16 protein-coding genes are annotated in these 16,036 nt (G+C 72.7%); 12 read left to right on the top strand and 4 right to left on the bottom strand.

Translation table 11 applies throughout. The features are described from left to right. Positions 1 to 13: 13 nt before the first annotated feature. The 11 genes from ACQP00_RS26535 (at position 14) to ACQP00_RS26585 (ending at position 10,014) form a co-directional block, all read left to right on the top strand. Positions 14 to 1,561 (top strand): lysine 5,6-aminomutase subunit alpha TIM-barrel domain-containing protein, encoded by a 1,548-nt coding sequence (locus ACQP00_RS26535; protein WP_433223586.1) that lies wholly within the window; start codon positions 14 to 16, stop codon positions 1,559 to 1,561. Further along, positions 1,558 to 2,325 carry an OAM dimerization domain-containing protein gene (locus ACQP00_RS26540; RefSeq protein ID WP_433223588.1) on the top strand — a complete coding sequence of 256 codons (768 nt, stop codon included), beginning with the start codon at positions 1,558 to 1,560 and terminating at the stop codon, positions 2,323 to 2,325. Before ACQP00_RS26535 ends, ACQP00_RS26540 begins: the two co-directional genes overlap by 4 nt. Continuing rightward, positions 2,322 to 2,708: a hotdog domain-containing protein gene (locus ACQP00_RS26545; protein ID WP_433223590.1), complete on the top strand. Its 387-nt coding sequence runs from the start codon at positions 2,322 to 2,324 to the stop codon at positions 2,706 to 2,708. The genes ACQP00_RS26540 and ACQP00_RS26545 overlap by 4 nt, the downstream gene beginning before the upstream one ends. Continuing rightward, a complete protein-coding gene (locus ACQP00_RS26550; RefSeq protein ID WP_433223592.1) occupies positions 2,705 to 3,907 on the top strand; it encodes a glutamate mutase L in 1,203 nt (400 codons plus the stop codon). Before ACQP00_RS26545 ends, ACQP00_RS26550 begins: the two co-directional genes overlap by 4 nt. A gap of 732 nt (positions 3,908 to 4,639) precedes the next feature. Then, positions 4,640 to 6,346 carry an apolipoprotein N-acyltransferase gene (lnt, locus tag ACQP00_RS26555; RefSeq protein ID WP_433223997.1) on the top strand — a complete coding sequence of 569 codons (1,707 nt, stop codon included), beginning with the start codon at positions 4,640 to 4,642 and terminating at the stop codon, positions 6,344 to 6,346. Further along, positions 6,343 to 7,146, top strand: a complete 804-nt coding sequence (locus ACQP00_RS26560) for a polyprenol monophosphomannose synthase (protein ID WP_433199216.1) — start codon at positions 6,343 to 6,345, stop codon at positions 7,144 to 7,146. The genes lnt and ACQP00_RS26560 overlap by 4 nt, the downstream gene beginning before the upstream one ends. A gap of 54 nt (positions 7,147 to 7,200) precedes the next feature. Then, positions 7,201 to 7,707 carry an FxsA family protein gene (locus tag ACQP00_RS26565; RefSeq protein WP_433199219.1) on the top strand — a complete coding sequence of 169 codons (507 nt, stop codon included), beginning with the start codon at positions 7,201 to 7,203 and terminating at the stop codon, positions 7,705 to 7,707. Further along, on the top strand, positions 7,704 to 8,333 hold the full coding sequence (locus ACQP00_RS26570; RefSeq protein WP_433199222.1) for a uridine kinase: 630 nt from the start codon (positions 7,704 to 7,706) through the stop codon (positions 8,331 to 8,333). The genes ACQP00_RS26565 and ACQP00_RS26570 overlap by 4 nt, the downstream gene beginning before the upstream one ends. A gap of 46 nt (positions 8,334 to 8,379) precedes the next feature. Continuing rightward, positions 8,380 to 8,937, top strand: coding sequence for a hypothetical protein (locus ACQP00_RS26575; protein WP_433199225.1), 558 nt, complete (start codon positions 8,380 to 8,382; stop codon positions 8,935 to 8,937). 89 nt (positions 8,938 to 9,026) lie between these two features. Beyond that, positions 9,027 to 9,488: a GNAT family N-acetyltransferase gene (locus ACQP00_RS26580; RefSeq protein WP_433199228.1), complete on the top strand. Its 462-nt coding sequence runs from the start codon at positions 9,027 to 9,029 to the stop codon at positions 9,486 to 9,488. 163 nt (positions 9,489 to 9,651) lie between these two features. After that, a complete protein-coding gene (locus tag ACQP00_RS26585) occupies positions 9,652 to 10,014 on the top strand; it encodes a hypothetical protein (protein ID WP_433199231.1) in 363 nt (120 codons plus the stop codon). A gap of 242 nt (positions 10,015 to 10,256) precedes the next feature. On the opposite strand, the gene ACQP00_RS26590 is transcribed toward ACQP00_RS26585, so the two are convergent. Continuing rightward, a complete protein-coding gene (locus ACQP00_RS26590) occupies positions 10,257 to 11,753 on the bottom strand; it encodes an MFS transporter (protein WP_433199234.1) in 1,497 nt (498 codons plus the stop codon). 65 nt (positions 11,754 to 11,818) lie between these two features. On the opposite strand from ACQP00_RS26590, the gene ACQP00_RS26595 reads away from it, so the two are divergent. Then, on the top strand, positions 11,819 to 12,163 hold the full coding sequence (locus ACQP00_RS26595; RefSeq protein ID WP_433199237.1) for an STAS domain-containing protein: 345 nt from the start codon (positions 11,819 to 11,821) through the stop codon (positions 12,161 to 12,163). Between the two features lie 428 nt (positions 12,164 to 12,591). On the opposite strand, the gene ACQP00_RS26600 is transcribed toward ACQP00_RS26595, so the two are convergent. The 3 genes from ACQP00_RS26600 to ACQP00_RS26610 form a co-directional block, all read right to left on the bottom strand. Next, positions 12,592 to 13,629 (bottom strand): pentapeptide repeat-containing protein, encoded by a 1,038-nt coding sequence (locus ACQP00_RS26600; protein WP_433199240.1) that lies wholly within the window; start codon positions 13,627 to 13,629, stop codon positions 12,592 to 12,594. A 139-nt stretch (positions 13,630 to 13,768) separates the two neighbouring features. Further along, positions 13,769 to 14,113 (bottom strand): RNA polymerase-binding protein RbpA, encoded by a 345-nt coding sequence (locus ACQP00_RS26605; RefSeq protein WP_223092257.1) that lies wholly within the window; start codon positions 14,111 to 14,113, stop codon positions 13,769 to 13,771. 236 nt (positions 14,114 to 14,349) lie between these two features. After that, positions 14,350 to 15,765 (bottom strand): hypothetical protein, encoded by a 1,416-nt coding sequence (locus ACQP00_RS26610; protein WP_433199243.1) that lies wholly within the window; start codon positions 15,763 to 15,765, stop codon positions 14,350 to 14,352. Between the last annotated feature and the right edge of the window lie 271 nt (positions 15,766 to 16,036).

Raw genomic sequence — 16,036 nt, forward strand, 5'->3', positions numbered from 1 at the left:
AGGAGGCGGTGGTGTGACCGGCAAACTCGGCCTCGACCCGGACCTGGTCGCCACGGCGAGACGGCTCGCGGCGGCGGCCGGGCGGCCCGTCGTCGACCTGGCCCGGACCCACACCACCGTCGCCGTCGAACGCGCCACCCTGCGCCTGGCCGGGATCGAAGGCGCCGACCCCGACGGCATCCCGTGGGTGAACCGGCTCGTCGACGCCGTCGCCGCCGACATCGGCCTCGGCCACGGCGTCCTGCAACCCGTCTACGACGCGCTGCGCCGCGACGGGCACGCCGACCTGACCCTCCTCGCGCAGAAAGCCGCCGCCGGCAGCGTGCGTTTCGACGTCCCGACCGGGCCGGCCGCCCGGCGCACCGCGACCGCGGCCGTGCGGCGAGGGGTGGCGAGGATCGACCGGCGGCGGCGGGAACGGGACCGGCTCATCGCCCGCCTCGGCGACCCGCGGCAGCGGCCGTGGATCTACCTGATCGTCGCGACCGGCGACATCTACGAGGACATCCCGCAGGCGCAGGCGGCCGCCCGGGCCGGCGCCGACGTCATCGCCGTCATCCGCTCCACCGGCCAGTCGCTGCTGGACTACGTCCCCGAAGGCGCCACCCGGGAAGGGTTCGCCGGCACGTACGCCACCCAGGAGAACTTCCGGCTGATGCGGGCCGCCCTCGACGAGACGTCGAAGGAGGTGGGCCGGTATGTGCGCCTGACGAACTACGCGTCCGGGCTGTGCATGCCGGAGATCGCGGCCCTCGCGGGGCTCGAACGGCTCGACATGATGCTCAACGACTCCATGTACGGCATCCTGTTCCGCGACATCAACCCGATCCGGACCTTCGTCGACCAGCGGTTCTCCCGCCAGATCCACGCCCGCGCCGGGATCATCATCAACACCGGCGAGGACAACTACCTCACCACCGCCGACGCCGTCGACGCCGCCCACACCGTCACCGTGTCGCAGCTGCTCAACGAGTACTTCGCGGACGAGGCCGGGCTGCAGACGTGGCAGCTCGGCCTCGGCCACGCCTTCGAGATCAACCCCGAGCTGCCCGAATCGTTCCGCCTCGAACTCGCCCACGCCCTGCTCGCCCGGGAACTGTTCCCCGGCGCCCCGCTGAAATGGATGCCGCCGACCCGGCACATGACCGGCGACGTGTTCCGCGGCAACCTCCTCGACGGGTTCTTCAACCTCGCCGGGGCGCTGACCGGGCAGGGCATCCTCCTCGTCGGGATGATGACCGAGGCCGTCGTCACCCCGTGGCTGTCCGACCGGGACATCGCCCTGCAGAACGTCCACTACGTCCTGCGCGCCGCCGGCAACCTCCACGAAGACTTCACCCCCGGCACCTTCATCAAGGACCGGGCCGCCCTGGTACTGCACGAAGCCGTCGAACTCCTCGAGCACATCGGGCAGCGGGGACTCCTGCAGGCCATCGGCGACGGCACGTTCGGGATCATGCGCCGCCCCGCCGACCGCGGCAAAGGCCTCGACGGCGTCGCCCGGCGCGAGGACACCTACTGGAACCCGGCCGAGCAGCTCCTCACCGGGGAGGCGTCATGAGCAGCGAACCAATCACCGACCCGAAGGTCGTGCGGCCGTACGGGGACACCACCGGCGACGGCATGATCCAGCTGTCGTTCACGCTGCCGCTGCCCGCCGGGAAACGCGGCGAAGGCGCCGCCCTGCAGCTGGCCGGGAAGATGGGCGTCGACCCGGCCATGGTCGTGCACGCCCGGCCCATCGGCGACGGGCACACCTTCTACGTCGTCTACGGCCGCGTCAACCACCTCGTCGAACCGGCCAAGGTCGTCGTCGCCGAACGCGACTACCCGCTGCTGTCCCCGAAAGACGTCAACACCGCCATCCGCGACCGGCTCCGCCGCAAAATGGTCGTCGTCGGCGCCTGCATCGGCACCGACGCCCACACCGTCGGCATCGACGCCATCCTCAACCTCAAAGGCATCGCCGGGGAGAAAGGCCTCGAGTACTACCGGGAACTGCGGGTCGTGAACCTCGGCGCCCAGGTCGCCGTGGCCGACCTCGTCCAGGCCGCCGCCGACGAACACGCCGACGCCGTCCTCGTCTCCCAGGTCGTCACCCAGCGCGACGCCCACCTGCACAACGTCAAAGCCATGTCGGCGGCGTTCCGCGAAGCGTTCCCCGCCGCCAGACGGCCGCTGCTCGTCGCCGGCGGGCCCCGCTTCGACGAGCTGATGACCGGCGAGCTCGGCGTCGACCGGATCTTCGGCCGCGGCACCACCCCCCGCGAGGTCGCGTCGTATCTTGCCCACAGCCTCGCCCACACCGTCAGGAGCCGCCCGTGAGCAGCCTGGAAGGCGTGACCGTCACCCACCGCCGGTACGTGCCGTACGGGCACGCCCACTACGGCGGGAACCTCGTCGACGGCGCCTACAGCCTCGCCCTGTTCGGCGACGCCGCCACCGAACTGTGCATCCGCACCGACGCCGACGAGGGCCTCTTCGCCGGCTACAGCACCGTCACGTTCCACGCCCCCGTCCACGCCGGCGACGTCGTCGAGGTCACCGCCACGGTCACCCGGCAGGGCACCCGGTCCCGGACCGTCGCCTTCACCTGCCACGTCACCTGCCGCGCCGACCCCGCCCGCGGCCCCTCGGCGGCCTCCGTCCTCGCCGAGCCGATCCTGGCCGTGTCGGCGACCGGGACCGTCGTCGTCCCGCAACCGTGAAAGCCGCGTGTCTCGACGTCGGGTCGACCGACACGAAACTCGCCGTCGTCGACACCGGCACCGGCGACCTGCTGTCCACCGGCACCCACCCGACGACCCTCGGCACCGACGTCCTGCACGGCGTCGACGCGCTCCTCGCCGCGGCCGGGCCCGTCGACCACGTCTACTGCTGCTCGTCCGCGGGCGGCGGGCTGCGGCTCGCCGTGATCGGGTTCGAGGCCCTCGTCTCCGCCGACGCCGCCCACCGCGTCGCCCTGTCCGCCGGCGCCCGGGTCGTGCACATCGCGACCGGGGCCCTCACCACGGCCGCCGTCGCCGCGTTGAAGAACGCCAAGCCGGATGTGGTACTGCTGGCAGGCGGTACCGACGGCGGAGAAGCCGACACCATCCGGCACAACGCGCACCGCCTCGCCACCGCCCGCTGGAAGGTGCCCGTGGTCGTCGCGGGGAACGCCGACACCCGCGACGACATCGTCGGCCTGCTCGCCGGGCGGGGCCTGCCCGTCGCCGCCGCCGGGAACGTCCTGCCCCGCATCGGCGTCACCGACCCCGCCCCGGCGCGGGCCGCGATCCGGGAACAGTTCATCCGGCACGTCATCGGCGGCAAGCGGCTGTCGAAGGGGCCCCGGTTCGGGCGGCTCGTCAGCGCCGCCACCCCGGACGCGGTGCTGACCGGGGTCGGGGTCCTCGCCCGGGCCGCCGGCGGGGACCTGCTCGTCGTCGACGTCGGCGGGGCGACCACCGACGTGTACTCGGCGCTGCAGCCCGGTGAGACGCCCCAGGACGCCGTCGCCGGGGTGCTGTGGCACCTCAGGACCGTCGAGGGCGATCTCGGCGTGCGGTGGAACGTGGACGGCATCCGCGCCGCCGCCGCCCGGGAGCGGATCGCGGTCGGCGACGGGCCGCTCGGGCTCGCCGCCGCCGCGGTCACCGTCGCCGTGCGCCGGCACACCCGAGGCGGACGGGACCTGCGACACGTCGCCACGGTCGTGGCGTCCGGCGGCGTCTTCCGGCATGCTGAACCAGCCGCGGCCCGCGCGGCCCTGACCCCGGCGCTGACCGATCACGCCGGCGGCTGGGCCCTGCCCCGCGCACCCCGCACCACGATCGACACCACCTACATCCTCGCCGCCGCCGGCCTCCTCGCCGGCGACCACCCCGACGCCGCCCTCACGCTCTGTAGAACACTCACAGCGTGATCGGGTAGCGACACAGCGTGTGCTGGGGGGTGAACCGGGGCCGACACGCCCAGACGACACGCCGCCCCGGCCAAATCCATCCCCGGAGGCGGTTGACAGGCACCCCGCGGCGGCGCGTACCGTCTTTGCGTCCTACCTCGGGAAGGATGACCGCGGTTCGCTACCTCCCAACGCCAGCTCGGCCGGACGTCTGCGTCAACCGACGAGACGACCCCGGCCACAGCCGGTGGGGGTCGGCGGGGGCTGCGAACGGGCATCCACCGGTGTCAGGGCAGGGGGGATCACGCGACCAGTAGACAACGGCACGCGCACGGGCAGCCAGCACCGTGCCGGGCTGGAACGAAGGCCGCGCACGAACGTCACTGCCGCACCGGCCGGACACAGGGCCTGGGAGCGCGGGGCGCGACTGGAACCAGTCGCGCCCCCATTTCAGCCCGGGCGCCGTTGCCGGCCATGGGGGCCTCGCGCCGGACCGGCGCCACCGTCAGGCCGCACCCGTTGGACACGCCGCGGCCGCAGCCAGCGGCCGGGGTCCAGCGCGCCATGCAGGTGCCTGCGCGCTTCCCGGGAGCGCAACTCATGATCATTGGGTGATGCGCCGCACACGGATCGGCGCGCCCGCCCGCCGGCACACCGGCATCGACCCCGCGATTCCACGATCGGGCGACCCACCCCGCATAATGGGCGCCGCAGGGCTCGCTCGGTTACGACACGGGGATGGCGCAGGTGACGTTGGTCGAACCAGACACGGCCGCCGCACCCGCGGCGCCGCCCGGGGACAGCCCCCCGCTGCCGCTGTGGGCCGCGCTGCTCACCGCCGCCCTCGCCGGGGGCGCCATGCTCGTCGCGTTCCCGCCGTACGGGCTGTGGTGGGCCGCCCCCGCTGCCGTGGCGCTGCTCGCTATCGCCGTGCACGGGCGGCGGGCCAGGACCGGGTTCTGGCTCGGCGCCGCCACCGGCGCGCTGTTCTTCACCCCGCTGCTGGCGTGGACGAACCTGCACACCGGCATGGTCCCGTGGCTGCTGCTGTCGATCCTGCAGGCGCTGTACCTCGGCCTGCTCGGCGCGGCCGGCGCCGGGATCAGCCCGCTGCTGGCCGGGCACCGGCCCGTCAACCGCGGCGGCTGGATGTGGCCGGTCGCCGTCGGGGCCCTGTGGGTCGGGCAGGAAGCGCTGCGGGACCGCACCCCGTTCGGCGGGTTCCCGTGGGGCCGGCTCGCCTTCAGCCAGGACACCTCGCCGCTGCTGCGCCTCGCCGCCGCCGGCGGGGCCCCGCTCGTCACGTTCGCCGTCGCACTGCTCGGCGGCCTGCTCGCCTACGCGGTGCTGCGCGGCATCAGCGCCGGCACCGACGCCCGCCGCGCCGTGCCGTCCCTGACCGCGGTGCTCGCCGGGGTCGCGGTGGCCGGGGTGGCACAGGTGGTACCGGCGCAGCAACCCGGTGGGGAAGCGGTCTACGTCGCCGTCGTGCAGGGCAACGTGCCCCGCCTCGGCCTGGACTTCAACGCCCAGCGCCGCGCCGTGCTCGACAACCACGTCAAAGCCACCATCGCCCTCGGCGACCAGGTCAAGGCCGGGGCCCGGCGGCCCGACCTCGTCGTGTGGCCGGAGAACTCCAGCGACATCGACCCGCTGCGCAACGCCGACGCCGGGCTGCTCATCGACCAGGCCGCCGACGCCGTCGGCGCGCCCATCCTCGTCGGTGGCGTCCTCTACAGCCCCGAGACCGGCGTCGAGAACGCCGGGCTGGTGTTCAACCCCGGCCGCAGCCTCGGCGACCCCGTCCCGAAATACGTCAAACGCCACCCGGTGCCGTTCGCCGAGACCATCCCGCTGCGCGGCATCGCCCGGCTGGTGTCCAAAGAGGTCGACCGGGTCTCCGACATGACCGCCGGGACCAGCCCCGGCGTGCTGCGGGTCGGCCCGGCCACCGTCGGCGACGTCATCTGCTTCGAGGTCGCCTACGACGGGCTCGTCCGCGACACCGTCACCGGCGGCGGGCAGCTCATCGCCGTGCAGACGAACAACGCCACGTTCAACGAGTCCGAGGCCCGCCAGCAGCTGGCCATGGTCCGCCTCCGGGCCGTCGAACACGGCCGGGACGCGCTCATGGCCTCCACCGTCGGGATCTCCGCGTTCGCCGACACCACCGGCGCCACCAGCGAAGAGACCGCGTTCGACCAGCAGGCGGTCATCCTCGCCGAGCTGCACCTGGGCGAAGACCGTACGCTTGCAACACGGCTGGGAGCGATCCCCGAATACGTGATCGTGGTCCTCGCCCTCGCCGGGCTGGCCGCCGCACGGCTGCGGCGGCGGCAGCTGGACGATTCTGTAGTCTCCACCGTTGTCGAAATACCGCAAACCACCCAGAAGACCACCCAGACCGCCGAACCAGGCATCGAACCAGGCATGAAGCCGGGCATCAAGGAGGACCTGTGAGTACACCCGACCGAGGCGTGAACCAATACCCCGGAGTCGGCAGGGTCCTCGTCATCATCCCCACGTACAACGAGGCCGACAACATCCGGATCATCGTCGACCGGGTCCGTAAGGCCACCCCGGCCGTCGACATCCTCATCGCCGACGACAACAGCCCGGACGGCACCGGCGCCATCGCCGACGAGCTCGCCGCCGCCGACCCGGCCGTGCACGTCATGCACCGCGCCGGCAAGCAGGGCCTCGGCGCCGCCTACATCGCCGGGTTCGCGTGGGGCACCGAACACGGCTACGACGCCGTCGTGGAGATGGACGCCGACGGCTCCCACGCCCCCGAGGAACTGCCGAAGCTGCTCGACGCGCTCGCCGACAACGACGTCGTGCTCGGCTCCCGCTACGTCAAGGGCGGCAAGACCGTCAACTGGCCGTTCCACCGGCAGGCGATCTCCCGCACCGGCAACGTGTACGTGCGGCTCGCCCTCGGCATGCCGCTGCGGGACGCGACCGGCGGCTACCGCGCCTACCGCATCCCCGTGCTGAGCAAGCTCGAGCTCGACACGATCGCCTCCCACGGGTACTGCTTCCAGGTCGACCTCGCGTGGCGCTCCCACAAGGACGGCTTCCGGGTCGCCGAGGTGCCGATCACGTTCACCGAACGCGAACGCGGCCAGTCGAAGATGAGCTCCTCCATCGTTCGTGAGGCACTGTGGAAGGTGACAGTGTGGGGCACCGCCGCCCGCTGGAACGCCCTCAAGAAGGCCGTCGCCGGCAACGGCCCGGCCAAGGGCGAACCCGGGCGCTGATCCGGCGCTGATCCGGCGCTGACAGGGCGCCGGCAACGGAAAGGGGCGGACGACATGCGAGGGCTCGGCTGGGCCGCGATCGGCGCGTTCCTGCTGGTGATCGCCGAGATCACCGTGTTCGTGCTGGTCGCCCGGCAGATCGGCTGGGGCTGGGCGATCCTCATCGGCCTGGCCACCATGGCCCTCGGATTCATGCTCGTCAAACGCGAAGGGGTCCGCGCCTGGCGGCGGTTCCGCACCGCCCTCGGCGAAGGCCGACCGGCCGGCGGTGAGGTCTCCGACGGCCTCACCGGCCTGCTCGGCGCCCTGCTGCTCATCGTCCCCGGCTTCCTCACCGACGCCGCCGGGCTGCTGCTGCTCGCCCCGCCGGTCCGCGCGTTCGCGGGCCGGCAGGTCCGCCGCGTCGCCGAACGCCGCATCTCCCCGGCCGCCGCCGGTGACCTCTTCGGCCCCCGGATCGTCCGCGCCGAACGCGGCACCCCCACCGCCGAACCCACCGTCGGCACCAGCCAGCCCGGCGAGATCGTCGAAGGCGAGATCATCGACCCGCCGGCCCGGTGAAGGCCGTCCCCGTCACCGTCGACGCGCTCGCCGCGGACGTCGCCGAACGGGCCCGGGCCGCCGCCGGTGCGCACCCGGCCCGGGTCGCCCTCGACGGTGCCCCGACCGCCGGACCATCCGTGCTGGCCGAGGCGGTTTTGTCGGTACTGGGCGACGCCGGCATCCCCGTCCTGCACGCCCCCGCCGACGGGTTCTACCGGGCGGCGTCGCTGCGCCTCGAACGGGGCCGCACCAACCCCGACGCCTACTACGAGGACTGGCTCGACCTGCGGGCCCTGACCCGCGAAGTGCTGGGGCCGGCCGGGCCGGGTGGCACCGGGCGGGTGCTGCCGTCGCTGTGGGACGCCGCGACGGACCGGGCGACCCGGGCCGCGTATGTGACGCTGCCGCCGCACGGGGTGCTGATCGTGTCCGGAGTGTTCCTGCTCGGGGCCGGACTCGAGTTCGACGTCGCCGTACACCTCATGCAGAGCGACGCGGCCGTGGCCCGGCGGCTGCCTGCGGACCTCGCGTGGACGCTGCCCGCGTACGGGCGGTACCGGGACGAAGTGATGCCCGAATATCAGGCGGATCTGGTTGTCCGGGCCGATGATCCGGTGCATCCCGCGCTCGTGACTGCGCTGTGAGCGGACGGGGCGGGCACGGCGGTGATCACGGACTAGCGTGGGGGCGGTGAAGACGTTCTGGGTGGACCGCGATCACGACCGGTACGAGCACCTCGTCCGCGCCCACGCCGGCGGCTTCACGTACACCCTCGGCGACATCGCACCCGTCGCGTTCGCCTGCGCCGCCTGGACGTTCGCGACCCCGCCGATCCTCGACCCCGGCTACGTCCGCTGGCACCGGCGGGTCCTGTCCGCGACCTGCAGCCGCAACCCGTTCGACGGCGGCCTCACCGCCCGCGTCGAACTCGTCTCCCCGCTGCCCGCCGAACTCACCACTACCCGCGCCTGGTGGCGCGACCGCGGCTGGCGCGGCTGGCCCGAACTGTTCGGGCAGTTCGTCCAGCCCACCGACCGCGACCTCAGCCGCAACCCGCACCTGCGCACCACCCTGCTGCTCGAGGCGCCGCTGCCCCTCGACGGGCTGCCGGAGGCCCCGGAACCCGACACCGGCCCCGACGACCTCGCCCTCGCCGCGTCCCGCGCCGTCGCCGTCCTCGTCCGGGACCTTGCCGACCTCGTCGGGCCCGTCGTGCAGCAGCTCGACACCGACCGGGCACTCTCGTAGCGCGGTTCCGCTCCCTGCCCTTCGGCGGGCGCTTTCGTAGGGCTCATTCCCTCTTGCCCTTCGGCGGGTGATTTGGGAATGTTCCTCCCGTGGAGGTGCGCCCGCTGACCGGCGACGAATGGTCCCTGAAACGCGACCTTCGCCTCGCCGCGCTCCGCGACAGCCCGCACGCCTTCGCCAGCACCTACGCGCGGGAAGTGAAACGCTCCGAGGCCGACTGGCGCACCTGGCCCGCCGGCGGCGCGTTCTTCGCCGCCTTCCGCGACGCGGTGCCGCTCGGGATCGCCGGGTCCTGGGTCGCGGCCAGCGCCCCCGGCACGACCCACCTGATCAGCATGTGGGTCGTGCCCTCCTGCCGCGGCCGCGGGATCGCGGTCCTGCTCGCCGACGCCGTCACCGGCTGGGCCCGCGAGCGCGGCCACGACACCGTCGAGCTGGAGATCGCCTGCGGCAACACCGCCGCGATGCACGCGTACCTGCGCTGCGGGTTCACCCCGACCAGCCGCGAGCCGTTCACCAGCGGCGGGACCGTTCTGGTGCGTTCTGTCTGACTTTTAGGCTGGACATTTCGCCTAGAACCCACCACACCGGTCGGCGGTTGCCGGGAGCCATATGTCCGTCAGCCTTTGGCTGAAAGGTTGACGCGTTTTGCCAGATTTATGGCTTTCGGCTACATAGTGTAATCGCGTCATCACGACACGAGGGGGAGTCAAGATGCGAAACGCACAGCGAATCCTGGCCCTGAGCGCCATGACCCTGACCGCCGGTGCGGTCCTCGGCATGACCGCCACGGCCGCGTCCGCGTCCACGGAGCAGGGCAGCCAGGCCACCGCCGCGCAGCCCGGGCCGCACGATCGCCACGACGATCACAACGGCAACTTCAACGGCCGCCACAACGACCGCGACCGCACCTGGGTCGACGGCCGCTACAACAGCCGCAAGACCTGCCAGTTCTTCGCCTGGGTCGGCGAGCACCGCGGCCGCTTCGACGACGGCCGCTGCGTCCCGGCGTTCAACGGCCGCCGCGGCACGTGGCTGCTGATCGCGCACGACTACGGCCGGCGCGGTCACCGCTAGGAGAGCTCTGCACCGTACGGGCGGCCACCCATCTCCGGGGGCCGCCCGTACGGCTTTGCTGTTCTTGCCACGACTACGGCTCCTCGTTCCTGCTACGCCGGCGCGCTTGCCACGACTTCTCGTCTGCGCTACGGGGCGGCGCGGCGGCCACGGCTTGTCTTCCTCGCAACGGGGTGGCGCGGTGGCCACGGCTTCTCGTTTTCGCCACGGGGCGGCACGGTGGCCTCGGCTTGTCGTTTTCGCTACGGGGTGGTGCGGTGGCCACGGGCGGCGAGCAGCAGGACACCGACCGCCGCGGCGGCCACCTGGGTCGCACCGAGCCCGACGACGAGCACCCACAGCGGCCACCCGACCACACTCGCGAACACCGCCGCCCCGGCCGCCGCCGCGGTGAGCTTGACCCCCGACCCGAGCGTGAACACCTGCGTCCGCACCCTCGCCGGCGCCTCACTCGACCGCACCAGCAGCACGGACGTGAACAGCGGCCCGTCGAACACCCCCACGACCGCGAACAACGCCACTACCCCGGCCCAGCTCGGCACCAGCGGCACCACCGCCAGCAACACCCCGGTGACGAGCAGACACCCGAACACCACCCGATGCGGCGGCTGCGCGACCGGCCGCCGCGCCATCAGCAACGACCCGGCCAGGGCGCCGAGCCCGATCGCCCCCACCAGCAGCCCACCACCGGCCGGACGCCCGTGCGCGACACCGAGCAGCACCGCGATGGACGGCATCATCCCGGTACCGAACGTCCCCACCACCGTCGCCACCGTCACCGCGAACAACCGCGGCGAGACGACGATCGCCCGGAACCCGTCCCGCAGATCCTCACCGAAGGTCGTCGGTGCTCCGTCGCGCGTCGCGGTCTCGAGGGCCGCATCGGCCGGGCCGGTCGGCACTTCTCCGTCGGCCAACCGCGTGACCAGCGCGCCACTTGCCGCATCGGCTGGTCGCGTCTCATCGCCCACCGCTGCACCCCAGCCCCCACCGCTCGTCTCCGCTGGGTTCCGGTCTGCGGAGTCTGGGTCCGCGGAGTTTGCGTCTGCGGAGTCTCGGGCCGCGGAGTCTGAGTCTGCGAAGTCTCGGTCCGCGGAGCCTGAATCTGCGGAGTCTGGGTCTGTGGAGCCTCGGCCCGCGGAGTCTGGGTCTGCGGTGTCCGGGTCCGCGGTGTCCGGGTCCGCGGTGTCCGGCAGAGGCCGCACGGTCAGCAACAGCACGGCGGCGGACAGGCACACCGCCACGATCACCGCCGCCGCGGCCGGGACGCCGATCGACACCGCCAGGGCCGCCCCAGCTGCCGGGCCGAAGATGTCCGCGACGTTGTACGTGGCGGCGTCCAGCCCCCGGTACCGTGCCCGGCTCGGCTCGGCGACGACGTCATCGAGCCGTCCCGACAGCCCGCCGAAGATCATCGACCCGCAGCAGCCGGCGATCAGGGCCAGCAGCAGCACCAGTGGCTGCGGTACGTGACCCAGCAGCGACAGGATGCCACCGATCGCGGCGCCGAACCCGGCTACGAACGCCGCGTGCACCAGCGCCGGCCGCCGGGCACGGTCGGTGACCAGGCCGACCAGCGGACCGGCCAGCAGGTGCGGCACCAGGAGTACGGCCAGGACGATCGACCCCTGGGCCGGGCCGCCGAACTGCCGGATCGAGGCCAGGACCAGCACCACCCCGGCTCCCGCGTCGGCGGTCCGGGCCAGCGCCGCGGCGGCGAGCAGCCGTAGGGCGCTCACCGCCCGTCACCCGATCGGGTGCCTGCCAGGCTGCGGAACGCAGAGATCAAGGGCAGGATTTGGGCATGCATGTTGCAGTGACCAACCGTGACGGTGACATCGCCCTGGTGAGCATCCACGGCGCGATCGACATCAACACGGCCCCCGCCCTCCGCGACACGATGCACCAGCTCCTGAACGCCGGGCGCACCCGCATCGTCGTCGACCTCGCCGGCGTCGACTTCTGCGACTCCATCGGGCTGGGCACGTTCGCCTACACCCGCAATCACTGCGCCGCCGCCGGAGGCTTCTTACGCCTGGCCGCGCCCTCACCGTTCCTGTCACGGTTATTAACCACGGTCGGTCTGACCGGCCCAATCCCCGTGCACCCGACGGTCACCGACGCCCTCCACGAGGCCACCGCCGCCTGACCGCCGCCCTGACCGCCGCCTGACCGCCGCCGCGCCCTGGGCTGACAACCCGACGGCGCAGATCAACCCGACGGCGCAGATCAACCCGACGGCGCAGATCAACCCGACGGCGCAGATCAACCCGACGGCGCAGATCAACCCGACGGCGCAGATCAACCCGACGGCGCAGATCAACCCGACGGCGCAGATCAACCCGACGGCGCAGATCAACCCGACGGCGCAGATCGACCCGACCTCGGCAAATGCGGCCGCGCTCGGAACGATCGGTCGTCGACGCGGCCGGGCGGACCGGAAGTGGCCGGGAGTGTGCCGTGACGCAGTGCACCGGACCTCGGCGAATGCGGCCGCGCGCGCAAGGAACGGTCGTCGACGCGGCCGGGCGGACCGGAAGTGGCCAGGAGCGTGCCGTGAACCAGTGCACCGGACCGTCATCGGGAGTTTGGCCAGTGCGCCGGACGGTGCAGTCGCGGCGGCAGTCTCGTTGCGGCGTCGCCCACGGCCGCGTCGAGCTGGGACTGGATCAGGAACAGCGTGGTGCTGAGGTCCGCGCCGGACAGATTCGCGCCGCGGAGGTCGGCGCCGATCACGTCGGCATTGCGCAGGTCCGCACCGGAAAGGTCGGCCCCGATCAGCAGGGCTCCGCGGAGGTCGGCGTTGCGCAGGTCGGTACCGCGCAATCTTGCCCCGATCAACGGCCTTCCGAGCGTCACCGGCGCCTTCGAGCGGCTGCCGGGCGCCGTCTGCCGGCGGGTCTTGCCGCGGCCTCGCGTTCGTGCGGCGCCATCCGAGCGCATCTGCTCGCCGTGCCGTGGACCCTCGCCATGCCGGGTCTTGCCGGCGCCCGTGGTTGTGTCGGCGTCCGTAGTTGGGGCGGTGTGAGGAGTTGGGGCGGTGTGAGCGGTTGGGCTGGATGCGGCGGGCGTGTGCCGGTCCGGTGGCTGGGAGGGCTCCGGGTTGGGGTTGGTGCGGGCCAGGTGGCTTGCTTCTCGGAGGAGCGGGGCGATCTGCGCTCGGTGACGTTCGGCGCGATCGGGGGTCAGGTCGTCGGAGGCGTCCCTGAGTGCGCGGGTGGTCGACAGCGCGTCTTCGAGGGCGTCGTGGAGCGGCTGGCACTGAGGGAGGGTGCGGGCTTCAGTGAGGTACCAGAGAAGCTCGTGAAGAATGCGGACGGCGGCGAAGACCTCGAACATGCGGGGTGCGGTCGCGGGGGCCTGGCGCCAGTCGCGGCCTTCGGCGACGACCTGGGCGACGTGCTGGCCCGCGCCGAAGCAGTCGTAGACGGTGCAGCCGGTGAAGCCGCGGTCGCGCAGGCGGGTGTGGATGCCGCAGCGGAAGTCGTCGCGCAGGTTCGGGCAGGGGTGGCCGGCGGGCTTGTCGATGGCGAAGTCCGAGGAGCGGGCGAACGCCGGGGCCACGCAGCACAGGCCGAAGCACTTGGAGCAATCGGCTCGTAGCTCGGTGTCCATGATCCCTTCCCGGTCCGCGGACGACGGTACCCCCACCACGGATGGCGAAGAGCCCCGGCCTGGTCGGCCGGTACTCCACCGTGGACGGCGAGAAGCCCCGGCCTGGTCGGCCGGGGCTTCTCGTCAGCTGTCGCGGTGCCTAGGCGGAACGGCCGCGGCGCAGGCGGACCTCTTCGAGACGCTCGTTGAGGATGTCCTCGAGCTCGGCGATCGTGCGCCGCTCCAGGAGCATGTCCCAGTGCGTGCGCGGCGGCTTGGCCTTCTTCTGCTCGGGCTCGCTGCCGTCGACCAGCCGCGCCACGCTCCCGTCGAACTTGCACTCCCAGGTCATCGGGACCTCGGCATCGACGGCGAACGGTACCTCGAACTGGTGCCCCTTCGCGCACAGGTATTCGCGGGTCTGACGCGGAGCCAGCTCGGTGTTGCGGTCGGACTCGTAGCTGACGGCTCCGAGACGGCTGCCGCGCAGCATGCGCTCGCCCATGGTCGGTCTTCCCCTTCGAATCGTGTTGCGCTTCGCTGTAATCAACGACGCCACGTGGTCTGACGATTCCCACCGCGGGCGGGCAGATTACACGACCCACCCGGGACTGCGGTAGGTTCGTCGCCGGGTCGGTACCCTGATTTTACGTTGGGTTTCAATCATCGACCACATCGTGCGATGCGTCGCGCGGCTCACCGATGGTAGTTTCGGCAGGTCACCCTGCAGGTTGACGGTTCTCACCCGCCGTGTGGTGGCACATTTCCCGACACCGTGAGCCGGGTGAGAGCCGACGTGAGCTGGGTCACCTGGTCGCGGAGATCGTCCGCCCAGGCGTGCGCGCGATCCGCCTCGGCGCGCAACCGTACCAGCTCCTCACGTGCGGAAATGAGCGCCGCCTCGGCTCCGGCGGCCCGGGCGCCCTCCGCGTCGAGGCGCCGCTGCAGCCGGCTTTCGGTCTCCGCACCCTCCCGCAGCGCCCGTTCCACGGCGGTGTGCGCGATGTCACGCTCCCGCAGCGCGTTGCCGGCCAGATCTCGGGCCGCGTCACGCTCGCGATAGGACTCCGCTCGCAGCGCCGCCTCGGTCGCGGCCTCACGCCGGGCCGCGTCGCGCTCGGCGGCGACCGTTTCGGCCGCCTCGCGGTACTGCCCGATCGACCGTTCCGCCGCCTCCCGCGCCGCGGCGATCGTCTCGTCGGCGGCCGCCTGCATCTCCGCGACCCGCCGGTCACCGTCCGCACGCGCGTCCTGCACGGAACGTTCGGCGCCGGCGCGGACGTCGGCCAGGGTGCGTTCCATCGCCGATCGTGCTTCCGTGACCGTCGCCTCCGCGTCCGCCTGCACCGCGACCATCGCCTGCTCGGCCGACGACTTGAGCTCCGCGACCCGGGCCGCGGCCGCCCGGTTGGCGTCGGCGATGCGCCGCTCCGCCTCCTCCCGCGCCGCGGCGACCCGGGCGTCGGCCTCCGCCGCCACCCGCCGGCCGTGCTCCGCGGCGTCCTCGGCGATCCGGCGGGACGTCGCCTCCGCGGCGTCGAGGCGCTGCTGGATCTCGGCGATGCGGGCCGTGCTCTGGCCGTGCACGAACGCGGCCTCGTCCTCGGCCGCCTGCCGCTGCGCCTGCTCCTCGAGCAGCTGGCCGTGCTTGGCCATCGCCAGGTTGTGCGCATCGTCGGCCTCGAGACGCTGCCGGGCCGCCTCCGCGCGGGCCTCCTCCATCGCCGCCCGGGCCCGGCGCGCCTCGTCGCGGGCGTCGTCGCGCTCGGCGTGCGCGGTGACCAGTCCCGCCGCCGCCTCGGCGCGGGCCTCGGCGACCTGCCGTTCGATCCCGGACGTGGACACCTCGGCGTGCAGGGCCTCGACCAGATCGGCGAGGGACTGGTCGAGCCGTTCGGCGATCTCGAACGCCCGCGCGACCTGCCCGGTGAGCCCCGGTGACGTGCGCTGGCGCATCCGGGCGTTGCGGGCGTTGCGCTGGCACTCGCCGTCGTTGTCGCGGCAGTACCGGAACGGGCGCCCGGCGGCGCTGCGCTGGGGGACGGGTCGGCCGCAGTACGCGCACGGGCGTTGCTCGCCGCCGAGCTCGTCCACGATCCACTCGCCGGCCACGGCGCCGTCGCCGTCGAGCCGTACGTCGATCCGAGACTCTGTCACGGCGCACAGCGTAGAGAAGAAGTTCGCCGCTGGTCGGCCCGACACGCCGAATTATTGAATTGCTATTACCAATAATTCGATAATTCGGGCCGGAGGGGCGCTGGGAGCGTCGGAAAGCCGCCGAAGGCGGTACACCATAATGTCAGTTATGCGCGCGCAGCGTTGGCTCGGCGATCCCAGGCGCTGTCGAGGCGTGCGGCAGGATCGCCCCCGCGGTGCGACGGTCCCGTCTCGGCTGCACTGAGGCGGGCGCACGCGATCGCCGCCGGTC

The organism is Dactylosporangium sp. CS-047395, from assembly GCF_050942185.1.
GTDB lineage: Bacteria > Actinomycetota > Actinomycetes > Mycobacteriales > Micromonosporaceae > Dactylosporangium.